At 71.7% G+C, this 14,037-nt stretch carries 11 protein-coding genes and 1 pseudogene; 6 read left to right on the top strand and 6 right to left on the bottom strand.

The genetic code is table 11. From position 1 onward, the window contains the following. The first annotated feature begins 140 nt into the window (after positions 1-140). A complete protein-coding gene (locus ACE4Q9_RS11380) occupies positions 141-1,595 on the top strand; it encodes a catalase (protein ID WP_397984125.1) in 1,455 nt (484 codons plus the stop codon). Positions 1,596-1,704: 109 nt separating this feature from the next. Here the strand turns inward: ACE4Q9_RS11380 and ACE4Q9_RS11375 are convergent, their stop codons facing one another. After that, entirely contained in the window at positions 1,705-2,112 is a 408-nt protein-coding gene (locus tag ACE4Q9_RS11375; RefSeq protein WP_397984124.1) for a cyclic nucleotide-binding/CBS domain-containing protein, read from the bottom strand. A gap of 149 nt (positions 2,113-2,261) precedes the next feature. Next, positions 2,262-3,062 carry a histidinol-phosphatase gene (hisN, locus tag ACE4Q9_RS11370; protein ID WP_397984123.1) on the bottom strand — a complete coding sequence of 267 codons (801 nt, stop codon included), beginning with the start codon at positions 3,060-3,062 and terminating at the stop codon, positions 2,262-2,264. A 573-nt stretch (positions 3,063-3,635) separates the two neighbouring features. On the opposite strand from hisN, the gene ACE4Q9_RS11365 reads away from it, so the two are divergent. Further along, a complete protein-coding gene (locus tag ACE4Q9_RS11365; protein ID WP_145486262.1) occupies positions 3,636-4,853 on the top strand; it encodes an IS110 family transposase in 1,218 nt (405 codons plus the stop codon). 170 nt (positions 4,854-5,023) lie between these two features. After that, positions 5,024-5,617 (top strand): TetR/AcrR family transcriptional regulator, encoded by a 594-nt coding sequence (locus ACE4Q9_RS11360; protein WP_397984122.1) that lies wholly within the window; start codon positions 5,024-5,026, stop codon positions 5,615-5,617. 9 nt (positions 5,618-5,626) lie between these two features. On the opposite strand, the gene ACE4Q9_RS11355 is transcribed toward ACE4Q9_RS11360, so the two are convergent. Further along, a complete protein-coding gene (locus ACE4Q9_RS11355) occupies positions 5,627-7,315 on the bottom strand; it encodes an ABC transporter family substrate-binding protein (RefSeq protein ID WP_397984121.1) in 1,689 nt (562 codons plus the stop codon). A gap of 97 nt (positions 7,316-7,412) precedes the next feature. Here ACE4Q9_RS11355 and ACE4Q9_RS11350 point away from each other — a divergent pair, with 97 nt between their 5' ends. From ACE4Q9_RS11350 to ACE4Q9_RS11340, 3 genes and pseudogenes are all read left to right on the top strand, one after another. Beyond that, positions 7,413-8,438 carry an ABC transporter permease gene (locus ACE4Q9_RS11350; protein WP_397984120.1) on the top strand — a complete coding sequence of 342 codons (1,026 nt, stop codon included), beginning with the start codon at positions 7,413-7,415 and terminating at the stop codon, positions 8,436-8,438. Further along, positions 8,435-9,358 carry an ABC transporter permease gene (locus ACE4Q9_RS11345; RefSeq protein WP_397984119.1) on the top strand — a complete coding sequence of 308 codons (924 nt, stop codon included), beginning with the start codon at positions 8,435-8,437 and terminating at the stop codon, positions 9,356-9,358. Before ACE4Q9_RS11350 ends, ACE4Q9_RS11345 begins: the two co-directional genes overlap by 4 nt. Beyond that, positions 9,355-11,153: pseudogene (locus ACE4Q9_RS11340) on the top strand (dipeptide ABC transporter ATP-binding protein). The gene ACE4Q9_RS11345 and the pseudogene ACE4Q9_RS11340 overlap by 4 nt, the downstream one beginning before the upstream one ends. A 105-nt stretch (positions 11,154-11,258) precedes the next feature. Here the strand turns inward: ACE4Q9_RS11340 and ACE4Q9_RS11335 are convergent. The 3 genes from ACE4Q9_RS11335 to aroA all read right to left on the bottom strand — a co-directional run bounded on the left by ACE4Q9_RS11335 (position 11,259) and on the right by aroA (position 14,011). Then, a complete protein-coding gene (locus ACE4Q9_RS11335; RefSeq protein ID WP_397984118.1) occupies positions 11,259-11,582 on the bottom strand; it encodes a DMT family transporter in 324 nt (107 codons plus the stop codon). Positions 11,583-11,675: 93 nt separating this feature from the next. Continuing rightward, positions 11,676-12,686: a ribosome small subunit-dependent GTPase A gene (gene rsgA, locus ACE4Q9_RS11330; RefSeq protein ID WP_397984117.1), complete on the bottom strand. Its 1,011-nt coding sequence runs from the start codon at positions 12,684-12,686 to the stop codon at positions 11,676-11,678. Positions 12,687-12,694: 8 nt separating this feature from the next. Further along, complete coding sequence (gene aroA / locus ACE4Q9_RS11325) at positions 12,695-14,011, bottom strand: 3-phosphoshikimate 1-carboxyvinyltransferase (protein ID WP_397984116.1); 1,317 nt, start codon at positions 14,009-14,011, stop codon at positions 12,695-12,697. Positions 14,012-14,037: the final 26 nt, after the last annotated feature.

The raw sequence follows: 14,037 nt of genomic DNA, 5'->3' as shown, positions 1-14,037 counted from the left end.
CCAGCCTAACAGCAGAGGGGACCAGGACGGGAATAGGTGTGAGTTTGGAACCCAGCTTGACTTGGACTTAGTCCAATGTAGGATCGGGAACGGCTTTGGCCAAGGGACAGGATTGGCCGGCGTAGACGCAGGAGGCGCACGTGACGCAGGGACCGCTCACTACCGAGGCCGGGGCTCCGGTCGCGGACAACCAGAACAGCGAGACGGCGGGCGTCGGCGGCCCGGTGCTGGTCCAGGACCAGCTCCTGCTGGAGAAGCTGGCCCACTTCAACCGGGAGCGCATCCCGGAGCGGGTCGTGCACGCCCGCGGCGCCGGCGCCTACGGCACCTTCACGGTGACCGCGGACGTCACGCCGTACACCAGGGCCGCCTTCCTCTCCGAGGTCGGCAAGGAGACCGAGGTCTTCCTGCGCTTCTCGACGGTGGCCGGGAACCTGGGCGCGGCGGACGCGGTCCGCGACCCGCGCGGTTTCGCGGTGAAGTTCTACACCGAGGAGGGCAACTACGACCTCGTCGGCAACAACACCCCGGTCTTCTTCATCCGGGACGCGATCAAGTTCCCCGACTTCATCCACACCCAGAAGCGCGACCCGTACACGGGCAGCCAGGAGGCCGACAACGTGTGGGACTTCTGGGGGCTGTCCCCGGAGGCGACCCACCAGGTGACCTGGCTGTTCGGGGACCGCGGCATCCCGGCGTCGTACCGGCACATGGACGGCTTCGGCTCGCACACCTTCCAGTGGAACAACGAGGCGGGCGAGGTCTTCTGGGTCAAGTACCACTTCAAGACCGACCAGGGCATCAAGAACCTCACCGCCGGTGAGGCCGCGGTGCTCGCGGGCACCGACCCGGACTCCCACCAGCGCGATCTGCGCCAGGCGATCGAGCGGGGCGAGTTCCCGAGCTGGACCGTGGGCGTGCAGATCATGCCGGCGGCGGACGCGGCGGCGTACCGTTTCAACCCGTTCGACCTGACCAAGGTGTGGCCGCACGCGGACTACCCGGTCGTCGAGATCGGCAAGCTGGAGCTCAACCGCAACCCGCGCAACGTCTTCGCCGAGGTCGAGCAGTCGATCTTCAGCCCCTCGCACTTCGTGCCGGGCATCGGCCCCTCGCCGGACAAGATGCTCCAGGGCCGGCTGTTCGCGTACGGCGACGCGCACCGCTACCGCGTCGGCATCAACGCCGACCACCTGCCGGTCAACCGCCCGCACGCCACCGAGGCCCGCACGAACTCCCGCGACGGCCACCTCTACGACGGGCGGCACGGCGGCGCCAAGAACTACGAGCCCAACAGCTTCGGGGGGCCCGCGCAGACCGGCCGGGCGCTGTGGCAGCCGTTCGACGGCTTCACCGCCGGCACCGGCGACCACCCGACCCCGCGGCACGCCGAGGACGATGACTTCGTGCAGGCCGGGAACCTGTACCGGCTGATGACGGAGCCGGAGAAGGAGCGGCTGATCGCCAACCTCGCCGGGTCGATCTCCCAGGTCTCGCGCGAGGACATCGCGGAGCGCGCGATCGGCAACTTCGCGGCCGCGGACGCCGATTTCGGCAAGCGGCTGGAGGCGGCGGTGCGGGCGCTGCGCGACTGAGCGCGACCCAGACGGCGGCATTCGTCCGCCGGGCGGGCCGGATCCCCTGGTGCTCGGGGTCCGGCCCGTTCGCCGTGTCCGGGGTCCCCGCATGTGGCGCCCGGACCGGTCAGGACCCCGCTCTGGCCAGCGGGGCCGGCGCGCGGGCCGGGGACCAGCAGCGGATGATGTCCCGGACCGAGACGATCCCCGCGACCTCGCCCCGGTCGAGGACGATCAGATGCCGGAAGCCGCCGTGCGCCATGGCACCGGCGGCCTCCTCCAGCGTCCACGTCGGCGCCGCGAAGACGACGTCGGTGGTGGTGTGGGCGTGGGCGCGCTCGACGTCCGGGTTCTGGCCGAGGCCGACGGAGTTGAGGATGTCGCGCTCGGTGAGGATGCCGATGCCGCCCGCGTCCGGATCGAAGACGACGGCGGCGCCGATGCGCCGGGCGGACATCAGGGTGGCCGCCTCACGGAGGGTGTGGGCGGGGCCGAGGGTGAGGATCACGGTGCTCATGGCGTCGCGGACCAGCATGGGCGGGGCCACCTCCTGGGGGTCCGGGGGCCTTGTTCCCGGATTCACAAATTCACAAGTGGGGGTGGCTTCAGCGTCTCAGGTCAAGACCAGGGCAACAAGAGGGCGCGCGTGGCCCGCCGGGGGCGTGCGCAAGCGCCCCGTGCGTCTCACTGGCGCCGGTTGAGATACCCCAGCAACTCGTCGTGCAGCAGTCCGTTGGACGCCGCCGCGTTGCCGCTGTGCGGTCCGGGGCGGCCGTCGAGACCGGTGAAGGTGCCGCCCGCCTCGGTGACGACGATGGCGGGGGCGGCCATGTCCCACAGCGACAGCTCCGGCTCCGCGCAGATGTCCACGGAGCCCTCGGCGACCATCATGTACGGCCAGAAGTCGCCGTACGCGCGGGTGCGCCACACCTGGCGGGAGAGGTCCAGGAAGCCGTCGAGGCGGTCCTGCTCCTCCCAGCCGGACAGCGACGAGTAGGCGAAGGAGGCGTCCGCGAGGGTGCTGACGCCGGAGACGTGGAGCCGGCTCGCGGAGGTCAGATTGCGGCCGGTGAAGGCGCCGTGGCCCTTGGCGGCCCACCAGCGGCGGCCGAGGGCGGGGGCGGAGACCAGGCCCACGACGGGGTGGTGGCCCCCCTCGCCCGCCTCCATCAGCGCGATCAGCGTGGCCCACACCGGGACGCCGCGCACGTAGTTCTTGGTGCCGTCGATCGGGTCGATCACCCAGCGGCGGGGGCCGGTGCCCTCGACGCCGTACTCCTCGCCGAGGACCGAGTCTCTGGGGCGGGCGCGCTGGAGCTGGCCGCGGATGAGTTCCTCGGCCGCCTTGTCCGCCTCGCTCACCGGCGTCATGTCCGGCTTCGTCTCCACCTTCAGGTCCAGGGCCTTGAAACGGTCCATGGTGGCCGCGTCGGCCGCGTCGGCGAGGACGTGGGCGAGACGGAGGTCGTCGAGGTAGTCCGGCATGGACGTCACGCTATCGGCTGGCCGGGTACGGCAGCCACCGGGGGCGTGCGTGTGTCGGGCCCGCCGACCGCGGTGCTACGCGGGAGCGCGGCCGGCCACCGCGCAAGCGCGCGGGCAACGGTGCACACGCGCGCGACCGCCGCACACTCGCCCGCCGCCAACCGGGCACCCGCAGAGCGGGCGACCGGGCACCCGCACGTGACCCCCGCCTGCCCGCACGCGGGCGACCGGGCACCGGCAGGGCGGCCAACCGCACACACGCACGGCGGCCACCGCACATCCGCACGCGGCCAACCGCCCCCCGGTCCCCGTTATCTTTTTCGCGGTCCTGCAAGAGGGCCGCTGGCCTCCGGGCCCGGTATGACTGTGTCCCCCTGTCGAAGGCATGACCTGGGGGGTGGTGTCACCGGGCCCGGGAGGTGTCCGTCGGAGACGCTGATCAGAGGTCCGGCCACCGTCCGGTCCGGCGCAACGCCGGGCAGTTCGCGGGCGGCAGGTCTGCATAACGTGGATGCGCGAGCACGACACCCGAGCCGAGGCCGGCACCGTCAACACCCCTTGGGAAGGGGCACGATGTTCGAGATCGAAGACGTTGGCGTGTTCCTGGGCCTGGACGTCGGCAAGAGCGCCCATCACGGCCACGGACGCACCCCGGCCGGGAAGAAGGTCTTCGACAAACCGCTGCCCAACAGCGAACCCAGGCTGCGGGCCGTCTTCGACAAGCTGCGCGACAAGTTCGGCACCGTCCTGGTGGTCGTCGATCAGCCCGCCTCGATCGGCGCCCTTCCGCTGACCGTCGCCCGCGACGCGGGCTGCCAAGTGGCCTACCTGCCCGGACTGGCCATGCGCCGGATCGCCGATCTCTACCCGGGCGAGGCCAAGACCGATGCGAAGGACGCCGCGGTGATCGCGGACGCGGCCCGCACCATGCCGCACACCCTGCGCTCGCTGGAACTGACCGACGAGATCACCGCCGAACTCACGGTCCTGGTGGGCTTCGACCAAGACCTCGCCGCCGAGTCCACCCGCACGTCCAACCGGATACGCGGCCTGCTCACCCAGTTCCACCCCAGCCTGGAACGTGTCCTGGGACCGCGTCTGGACCACCAGGCCGTCACCTGGCTGCTGGAGCGTTACGGTTCTCCGGCCGCCCTGCGCAAGGCCGGCCGCCGCAGACTCGTCGAGCTGATCCGCCCGAAAGCTCCCCGCATGGCCCAGCGGCTGATCGACGATGTCTTCGACGCACTCGACGAGCAGACCGTCACCGTCCCCGGCACCGGCACCCTCGACATCGTCATCCCCTCCCTGGCCGCATCCCTGGCCGCCGTCCACACCCAGCGCCGGGCGATGGAAGCGCAGATCAACACGCTGCTGGAGGCCCACCCTCTTTCCCCGGTCCTGACGTCGATGCCCGGCGTCGGCGTCAGGACCGCCGCCGTCCTGCTGGTCACCGTCGGCGACGGCACCGGCTTCCCCACCGCCGCCCACCTCGCCTCCTACGCCGGACTCGCCCCGACCACGAAGTCGTCCGGCACCTCGATCCACGGCGAACACGCACCCCGAGGCGGCAACCGGCAGCTCAAACGCGCGATGTTTCTGTCCGCCTTCGCCTGCATGAACGCCGATCCGGCCTCCCGCACCTACTACGACCGCCAGCGAGCCCGCGGCAAAACCCACACCCAGGCCCTCCTCCGACTCGCCCGCCAACGCATCAGCGTCCTGTTCGCCATGCTCCGCGACGGCACCTTCTACGAATCCCGGACGCGCACGGACATCGAGCTCGCCGCATAACCCAGCAACCCCGGACCACCCCAAACCCGACAAGGGTGCCTTGACGAAAGACATAGAGGCACCCCCCGCACCCCCTCCCTGACCCTCCGTGCCCCGGTGAGCGGCCCCTTGACATCATCCGAAAGTCCGTCAAATCTGGGCGGAACGCCGTCTTCCCCAGGGAGGCCACGATGGCTGCTGCCCGGGAATCCTTGCTGGACGCCGCCGCCGCGGCCCTGGCGCGCCGGCCGTGGCCGGCCGTGCGCATGGTGGAGGTGGCCGCCGCGGCGGGTGTGTCTCGGCAGACCCTGTACAACGAGTTCGGCGGCAAGGACGGCCTCGCGCGGGCGCTGGTGCGGCGGGCCGCCGACGGCTACCTCGCCGGTGTCGAGCGCGCCCTCACGGGCGGCGGCGGCACCTGGGAGCGGCTCACCGCCGCCGCCGAGTGGACGGCGGCCGCGGCCCAGCGGGACGCGCTGGTACGGGCGTTGCTCACCGGCTGCTGGAGCGAACGGCTCCCCGCGCCGCCGCGCGGCCCCTCACCGGTACCGGCGCAGCGCCGCCCGGAGCAGCCGCTCCCCTCGCCCCCCGACCTGGTACGGATGGTCCGCGAGCGCGCCGTCACCGCGCTGTCCGGACCCGGCGCCGGCCCCGCCGCCACCGCCGAACTCGCCCGCGCCTGCGAACTGGCGGTCCGCCTCGCCCTGTCCTGCGTCGCGGTGCCGCCGGGGGAGGGCGGGGTCGCCGGACTGGTCCGGGCCCTCGCCGGCCGCCCGGCGCCCTGAGCTACGCCGTCACTTCTTCACCCAGCCCACCTTCGTGTAGTCGACGTCGGCGAGCCCCTCCGCCCCGAAGTTCGCCAGCCCCGAGCGCACGGCCAGGATCTCCGGGCGCTGGTACAGCTCGATGGAGTGGGCGAGGCGCCAGATCTCGGTGTCGGCCTGGTTGTACAGATCCGAGGCCTTCGCGTGATCGGTGGTTTCGCCGGCCTTCTTCAGCAGAGCGTCGATCTTCGGTGAGCCCACGGAGCCGAAGTTCTGGAAGAGGTTGCGCCCCCTGGGCTGGACGAACACCGGGGTGAGCATGGACGGGTAGACGGCGTCGACGTTCCGGAAGCTGGTGAGGTCGAAGTTGCCGCGGTTGACGAACTGGTTGAAGTAGTCGTTGGCCGGGACCTTCTTCAGCTCGACCTTGATCCCGACCTGCGCCAGCTGCTGCTGCACCAGCTGAGCCTGGTCGGTCTGGGCGGAGGTGCTGCCGGCGCTGAGGACGTAGTCGAGGGTGAGCTGCCTGCCGCCCTTGGTGCGTGGCTTGCCCGCGCCGGCGTCCTTCCAGCCCGCCGCGGCCAGCAGCTTCTTCGCCGCGGCCACGTCGTAGTCCGCGTATCCGCCCGAAGTGTCCTTGTAGCCCTTCTGGTTGGGCATGAAGAAGTGGTTGTCGAGCGGCTTGAGCTGGAAGGAGAGGTCCTTGGCGAACGCCTCGTCGATGCCCTGGCGGTCCACGGCGTGCTGCACCGCCTGCCGTACCCGCAGGTCCTTCAGCGCGCCCCGGCCGCCGTTGAGCGTGATGTGCACCTCGTCCCAGCGCGCGCCCCGCCGGATGTCCGTGTCCGGCGCCTTGGCCAGCCGCTGGTAGTCCTCGGGCAGCAGCGCGCTGGTGTAGTCGATCTCCTTGTCGAGATAGGCGTCGGGGCGCGCAGAGGTGTCCAGGACGCGGTAGACGATCGAGTCCAGCTTGGGCTTGCGGCCCCACCACCTGGGATCCGGCACGAGGGTGATCGTCTGCGCGGTCTTGTCGGTGCCGCCGATCTTGAAGGCGTTCCCGGAGACCGGCACCTTCTCCGCCCAGCTCTTGAGGAACTTGGCGGGGCTGTCGTAGTACCGCGCCGGGTACAGCGGGTCGAACAGCCGCTGCCAGTCGGCGTACGGCGCCTTGAAGGTCACCTTCACCGCGTGCGGCCCGGAGCCCTGCCCGACGTCCGCGATCTGGTCGTAGCCGCTGGGGTCCGCGGCCTCGTAGGCCGGGTCGGAGCCGTTCAGCGCCTGCCACTGGGCGCGGAAGTCGTGCCAGCTCAGCGGCTTGCCGTCGGACCACTTGGCCTTGGGGTTGAGGTCGTACTCGATCACCTGCGGGCTGGTGGAGACCACCTTCGCGGAGACCAGGAAGTCCGGGTTGGCGTGCGGGGTGCCCTGGGCGTCGGAGTCGAACAGGTCGGGCATCACGGTCTTGATGATCTCCTGGGCGTCGCCCTGCTGACCGTCGACGTCGTTGACGTTGTACTGCGTGATCCACTGGTCGATCGCCAACCGCAGCGTGCCGCCCTGGCGCAGGTCGGCGAGCGGGCGCGCGCCGATGTCCTGGCCGTCGACCCCGGGCGCCGCCTTCTTCGGCGTGCCGTCCTGGCCGGTGGAGCCGCAGCCGGTCACCAGGAGCGCGGTGGCCGCGGTGGCGGCGATCCAGGCTGCGGCGGATGTGGGGCGCATGTCGGTTTCCTTCGTGAGGTCGACAGGGGACGCGCCGAACGTAGAACGCCGCGGGTGGGGCAGGGGAGGCCTCCGAGGTTACTGACATGTTCTCTTCATGATGCGGCAACAAGAGGACTGGACCATGGGAGGCGTGCCCCTCTACCTGGCCAAACGTCTCGGTTACCACGCCGTCCTGCTGCTGGCCGCCGTGTGCCTGTCGTACCTGCTGGCCTCCCTGGCGCTCGATCCGCGCGCCTACTACGCGGGCCGGCAGCCACCGCTGTCCCCGGCCGCCGTGGACCACCACCTGGCCGCGCTCGGCCTCGACGACCACCAGCCGCTGCGGCAGCGCTTCCTGCACTGGGCCGACCGCGCCTTCCTGCACGGCGACCTCGGCGAGACCATCGACGGCACCCCGGTCAACGCCGAGTTCGGGCGGCGGATCGGCGTCAGCCTGCGGCTGCTGGTCGCGGGCACCGTCGTCGGCACGGTGACCGGCGTCCTCGTCGGCGCGTGGACGGCCGTGCGGCAGTACCGGCTCAGCGACCGCGCGGTCACCGTCGTCTCCTTCGCGCTGCTGTCCACGCCGGTGTTCCTGCTCGCCGTCCTGCTGAAGACCGGCGCGCTCTGGTTCAACCGGAGCACGGGCACCGATCTCATCCAGTTCACCGGCGAGAAAAGCGCGGGGCTGGACGGCGGCTTCTGGACCGTCCTGAAGGACCGGTCGGTCCATCTGCTGCTGCCCACCGTTTCCGTCGCCCTGTTCGCCATCGCGGGCTACAGCCGCTACCAGCGCAGCACCATGCTCGACGTGCTCGGCTCCGACTATCTGCGCACCGCCCGCGCCAAGGGGCTCAACCGGCGAGCCGTGCTGCTGCGGCACGGGCTGCGCACCGCGCTCATCCCCATGTCCACGTACTTCTCCTACGGCTTCCTCGCCCTGTTCACCGGCGCCACCTTCACCGAGACGATCTTCGGCTGGCACGGCATGGGGGAGTGGTTCATCGACTCCATCGGCAAGGACGACGTGAACTCGGTCGTCGCCGTCAACGTCTTCGCCGCCGTCATCGTGCTGCTCTCCGGCTTCCTCGCCGATCTGCTGCACGCGGCGCTCGACCCGCGCGTCCGGCAGGCGTCATGACGGCGCTCACCGAGATCCCCGAGACCCCCGAGGTCCCCGGCGCCCCCGCGCCGGTCGCCGCCGCGCCGAGCGGGCGGGCCGCGCTCGTCCTGCGCCGCTTCCTGCGCGACCGGTCCGCGCTCGCCGGGGCCGTCGTCCTGCTGCTGCTCTTTGTGCTCGCTTTCGCCGGGCCCTACCTGACCCCGTGGTCGTACGATCACATCGACTATGGCGCGCTGCGGGCCGCGCCCGGTCCCGCGCACTGGTGGGGCACCAACCGCATCGGCCAGGACGTCTTCGCGCAGACCGTCCACGGGCTCCAGAAGTCCCTGATCATCGGCCTGCTGGTGGCGGTGCTCGCCACCGGTCTCGCCTCGCTCGTGGGGGCCTGCGCGGGCTACTTCGGCGGCTGGACCGACCGGGTGCTGATGTTCCTGGTCGATCTGCTGCTGGTCTTCCCGTCCTTCCTGATCATCGCGATCGTCTCGCCCCGGCTGCGGTTCGGCGGCTGGGTGGCGTTCGTCGGACTGCTCGCGGTCTTCGCCTGGATGATCACCGCGCGGGTCGTACGGTCCATGACCCGCTCCCTGAAGGAGCAGCCCTTCGTGCGCGCCGCCCGGTACATGGGCGTCGGCCCCTTCCGCGTCATCTGGCGGCATGTGCTGCCCAATGTCGCCTCCTTCCTCATCATCGACGCGACCATCCAGGTCGGCGGCGCGGTGATGAGCGAGACCGCGCTGTCCTACTTCGGCTTCGGGGTGCAGCCGCCCGATGTGTCGCTGGGCACGCTGATCGCCGACGGCACCGGTGCGGCGATCACCTATCCGTGGATGTTCTTCTTCGCCGCCGGGCTGCTCGTCGTGTTCGTGCTCGCGGTCAATCTGGTCGGCGACGGGCTGCGGGACGCCCTCGACCCGACGTCGAAGGGAGGCCGGCGGTGAGTGCGCTGCTGGAAGTGCGGGGCCTGAAGGTCGCGTTCGACGGCGTACCGGCCGTACGGGACGTGAGCCTCACCCTGGAGCGCGGCGAAGTCCTCGGCCTGGTCGGCGAGTCGGGCTCCGGGAAGTCCGCGACCGCGCTCGCCGTGCTGGGGCTGCTGCCCGGCAACGCGAAGGCACGGGGTTCGGTACGGCTCGACGGCACCGAGCTGCTCGGCGCGAGCGAACGGGAGTTGGCCCGCGTGCGGGGCGGCCGTGTCGCGATGGTCTTCCAGGACCCGCTGTCCGCGTTCACGCCGGTGTACCGGATCGGCGACCAGATCGCGGAGGCGGTACGGGCCCACCGGGACGTGTCGCGCGAGCGGGCGCGGGAGCGGGCCGTCGAGCTGCTCGGCCTCGTCGGCATCCCCGAACCCGCCCTGCGCGCACGGGCGTTCCCGCACGAGTTCTCCGGCGGCATGCGCCAGCGGGCCATGATCGCCATGGCGATGGCGAACGACCCGGACGTGATCCTCGCCGACGAGCCCACCACCGCGCTCGACGTCACCATCCAGGCGCAGATCCTCGATGTGCTGCGCACCGCGCGCGAGGCGACCGGGGCGGCGCTGCTCCTCGTCAGCCACGACCTCGGCGTGATCGCCGGGATGGCGGACCGGGTGGCGGTCATGCGGGCCGGCCGGGTGGTCGAACAGGGCGGGGTGCGGGAGGTGTTCGAGACCTCGCGGGAGCCGTACACCCGGCAACTGCTCGCGGCGGTCCCGCGCATCGACGCCCCCCTCGACCCTCAACCGATCAACACAGAGCCGGTGTTGAAGGTGCGCGGCCTGACCCGCACCTTCCCCGTGCGCACCGGCACGGCCCTCCGGCGCCGTACCGGCACGGTGTACGCGGTCGACGGGGTGGGCCTCGACATCCGGCGCGGCGAGACGCTGGCGCTGGTCGGCGAGTCCGGGTCCGGCAAGTCGACCACGCTGTTCGAACTGCTCGAACTCGCGGCGCCGCAAGGCGGTTCGGTGGAGCTGTTCGGGCAGCGGCTGGGCACGCTCACCAAGGCGGAGACCAGGGCGCTGCGGCGGCGCGTCCAGATCGTCTTCCAGGACCCGATGGCCTCCCTGGACCCGCGGATGCCGGTCGGCGACATCATCGCCGAGCCGCTGCGCACGCAGGGCGCGGAGCGGGCGGTGATCTCCCGGCGGGTGCCCGAACTGCTGGGCCGGGTCGGTCTCGAACCGGCCCACGCCGACCGCTTCCCGCACGAGTTCTCCGGCGGTCAGCGCCAGCGGATCGCCATCGCCCGCGCGCTGTCCGTCTCGCCGGAACTCCTGGTCCTGGACGAACCCGCCTCCGCGCTCGACGTCTCCGTCCAGGCGGAGATCCTCGACCTGCTGCGGGAACTCAAGCGGGAGCTGGGCCTCGCCTACCTCTTCGTCTCCCACGCCTCGCGGTCGTCCGCGCCATCGCCGACCGGGTGAGCGTGGTGTACCTGGGCCGCACGGTCGAGTCAGGACCGATCTCCGAGGTCTTCGCCCGCCCCCGCCACCCCTACACCCAGGCCCTGCTGTCGGCCGTCCCCGTCCCGGACCCGGTCCGCGAACGCGAACGCCGGCGGGCCCGCATCCTCCTCCTCGGCGACCCCCCGAGCCCGACCCGGCGGTACGACGGCTGCCGCTTCCGCCCCCGCTGCCCGCTGTACGCCGAACTGCCGCCGGACGAGCAGAAGCGCTGCGCCCACGAGGCACCGGAATTCACCGGCGACGGCGCCGCCTGCCACTTCCCGAAAGAACGAGCGGTGCTGTAACGCGCCCCCGAAGGGGCGCGGGGAACTGCGCGACCAACCACACCGCACCCGCACCCGAGAACGGACGACGCACCCGGCAACCCACCGCCGAGTCCAGCGGCAGCGCTACCGCGCCGAACCCGACAGCTGCAACCCGACGATCCCCACGATCACGAAGCTGATCGACACGATCTTCAGGGTGGACACCACATCCCCCAGGAAGATCATGCCGTAGATCGCCGTGCCGGTCGCGCCGATGCCCGTCCACACGGCGTACGCGGGGCCCACGTCGAGCTTGCGCAGCGAGAGGGTCAGCAGGCCGAAGCTGCCGAGGGCGAAGGAGGCGAAGGCGATGGTCGGCCACAGGCGGGTGAAGCCGTGGGAGAGCTTGAGGCACACGGCGAAGCCGGTCTCCAGCACTCCGGCCACGATGACCAGCAGCCACGCCATGCGCTGTCCTCTCGTTGATCCGGATCTCCGGTCCGGTGCGATTATGCACTTGCCGCACCGCCGTCCGGGCAAACAACGCGAAGGCCGTCTTCCTCAGTCGCCCTCCGTCCGCTCCCGCGTCGCCAGCAGCCGGCGCAGCGAGTACAGCCGCGCCGGATCCGCGTGCCCCGCCTCCACCCACGCGTCCAGCGCGCAGTCCGGCTCGTCGTGGCTGCACGCGCGCGGGCAGTCCGCCGTACCGGGCTCCAGGTCGGGGAAGGCGTGGATGACACGGGACGGATCCACGTGCGCCAGGCCGAAGGACCGGACGCCCGGAGTGTCGATCACCCAGCCGTCATCGCCCGCCAGCGGCAGCGCCAGCGCCGAGGTGGTGGTGTGCCGGCCGCGCCCGGTCACCGCGTTGACATGTCCCGTCGTACGCCGCCGCTCCCGCGGCACCAGCGCGTTCACCAGCGTCGTCTTGCCGACGCCGGAGTGCCCCACGAACGCGGTGATCCGCCCGTTAAGCAGCTCGCGCACCCGCTCCGCCGCGTCTCCGTTCTCCAGCTCCGCGCGGCTGGTGACCACGTACGGGATGTCCAGGTGGCCGTACAGCTCCAGGAGTTCGTCCGGCGGGGCCAGGTCCGACTTGGTCATCACCAGCAGGGGTTCGAGCCCGCCGTCGAACGCCGCGACCAGGCAGCGGTCGATCAGCCGGGGACGCGGCTCGGGGTCGGCGAGGGCGGTGACGATCGCCAGCTGATCGGCGTTGGCGACCACCACCCGCTCGTACGGATCGTCGTCGTCCGCCGTGCGCCGCAGCACCGACGTCCGCTCCTGGATCCGGACGATCCGCGCGAGCGTGTCCTTCTTTCCGGACAGATCGCCGACCAGCATCACCCGGTCCCCGACCACCGCCGCCTTGCGGCCCAGCTCCCGCGCCTTCATCGCCATCACCACCCGGTCCTCGACCAGGCAGGTCAGCCGCCCCCGGTCCACGGTCAGGACCAGCCCCTCGGCCGCGTCCTCGTGCTTGGGCCGGATGTTCGTCCGCGGCCGGTTGCCCTTGCGGTTGGGGCGGGAGCGGATGTCGTCCTCGTCGGTGTGCTTGCCGTAGCGGCGCATGGCTTTCCCTACTGCCCGAGCATCCCGGTCCACAGCTCGGGGAAGTCCGGCAGGGTCTTGGCCGTCGTCCCGATGTTCTCGATGCGTACGCCCTCGACCGCCAGGCCGATGATCGCGCCGGCGGTGGCCATGCGGTGGTCCTCGTAGGTGTGGAAGGTGCCGCCGTGCAGGGTGCGCGGGCGGATGTGCAGACCGTCGGCCGTCTCCGTGACGTCGCCGCCGAGCTCGTTGATCTCCTTGGTGAGCGCGGCCAGCCGGTCCGTCTCGTGCAGCCGCAGATGAGCCACACCGCGCAGCGTCGAGGGGGAGTCGGCGAGCGCGGCGACGGCCGCGATGCCGGGGGTCAGCTCGCCGACGTCGCCCAGGTCCACGTCGATGCCGTGCAGGGCGCCGGAACCGGTGAACACCAGCCCGGACTCGGTGAGTTCGCAGGTGCCGCCCATCTCGGTGAAGATCTCCCGCAGCCGGTCACCCGGCTGGGTGGTGCGCTCCGGCCAGTCCGGGATCAGCACCTTGCCGCCGGTCACCAGGGCCGCCGCCAGGAACGGCTGCGCGTTGGACAGGTCCGGCTCGATCGTCAGGTCCCGGCCGAGCAGCGCGCCCGGGGTCACCCGCCACACGTTCGGCTCGCCGCCCGACTCCGGGGTGTCCACCTGGGCGCCGACCGCGCGCAGCATCTCCACCGTCATCCGGATGTGCGGCAGCGAGGGCAGGCTCGCACCGGTGTGCCGGACCTCGACGCCCTGGTTGAAGCGGGGGCCCGAGAGCAGCAGCGCGGAGACGAACTGCGAGGAGGACGACGCGTCGACCGACACCGGACCGCCGTCCAGCGCCCCGCCGCCGTGCACGGTCAGCGGCAGCGCGCCCCGGCCGTCGTCGTCGATCCGCGCGCCGAGCTGCCGCAGCGCGTCGATCACACCGTGCAGCGGACGCTCGTACGACCGCGGGTCGCCGTCGAACCGGATCGGGCCGTCGGCCAGCGCGGCCACCGGCGGCAGGAAGCGCATCACGGTGCCCGCGTTGCCGACGTCCACCGTGGCCGGGCCGCGCAGGCCGGTCGGCAGCACCCGCCAGGCCTCGCCGGTGCCGTCGGGGCCGACCCCCTCCTCGATCTCCACGCCCATCGCGCGCAGCGCACCGGCCATCAGCAGCGTGTCGCGGGAGCGCAGCGGGCGGCGCAGCCAGCCGGGCTCGGAGGCGAGGGCGGCCAGCACCAGGGCGCGGTTGGTGACCGACTTGGACCCCGGCACATGGACGGTGGCGTCGACGGCCTTGCTCGCGTGCGGAGCGGGCCAGAGGGCGGAGGAGGCGGTGTTCGGGGCCATGGGGCCCACTTTATAAGGAGGGCGGC

It is taken from the genome of Streptomyces sp. AM6-12 (genome assembly GCF_044327085.1).
Taxonomy (GTDB): Bacteria; Actinomycetota; Actinomycetes; order Streptomycetales; family Streptomycetaceae; genus Streptomyces.
The sequence above is the reverse complement of the archived record's forward strand: the minus strand, read 5'-3'. Positions and strand labels throughout refer to the sequence as shown.

What these genes read in the sequence shown, in the direction of transcription:
- ACE4Q9_RS11335 (WP_397984118.1), bottom strand. Translation starts at nt 11,582, where the DNA reads ATGGCGTGGCTGCTGGTCATCGTGGCCGGAGTGCTGGAGACCGGCTTC.
- hisN (WP_397984123.1), bottom strand. Translation starts at nt 3,062, where the DNA reads ATGCCGGACTACCTCGACGACCTCCGTCTCGCCCACGTCCTCGCCGAC.
- ACE4Q9_RS11350 (WP_397984120.1), top strand. Translation starts at nt 7,413, where the DNA reads ATGATGCGGCAACAAGAGGACTGGACCATGGGAGGCGTGCCCCTCTAC.
- aroA (WP_397984116.1), bottom strand. Translation starts at nt 14,011, where the DNA reads ATGGCCCCGAACACCGCCTCCTCCGCCCTCTGGCCCGCTCCGCACGCG.
- ACE4Q9_RS11345 (WP_397984119.1), top strand. Translation starts at nt 8,435, where the DNA reads ATGACGGCGCTCACCGAGATCCCCGAGACCCCCGAGGTCCCCGGCGCC.
- ACE4Q9_RS11360 (WP_397984122.1), top strand. Translation starts at nt 5,024, where the DNA reads ATGGCTGCTGCCCGGGAATCCTTGCTGGACGCCGCCGCCGCGGCCCTG.
- ACE4Q9_RS11375 (WP_397984124.1), bottom strand. Translation starts at nt 2,112, where the DNA reads ATGCTGGTCCGCGACGCCATGAGCACCGTGATCCTCACCCTCGGCCCC.
- rsgA (WP_397984117.1), bottom strand. Translation starts at nt 12,686, where the DNA reads ATGCGCCGCTACGGCAAGCACACCGACGAGGACGACATCCGCTCCCGC.
- ACE4Q9_RS11355 (WP_397984121.1), bottom strand. Translation starts at nt 7,315, where the DNA reads ATGCGCCCCACATCCGCCGCAGCCTGGATCGCCGCCACCGCGGCCACC.
- ACE4Q9_RS11365 (WP_145486262.1), top strand. Translation starts at nt 3,636, where the DNA reads ATGTTCGAGATCGAAGACGTTGGCGTGTTCCTGGGCCTGGACGTCGGC.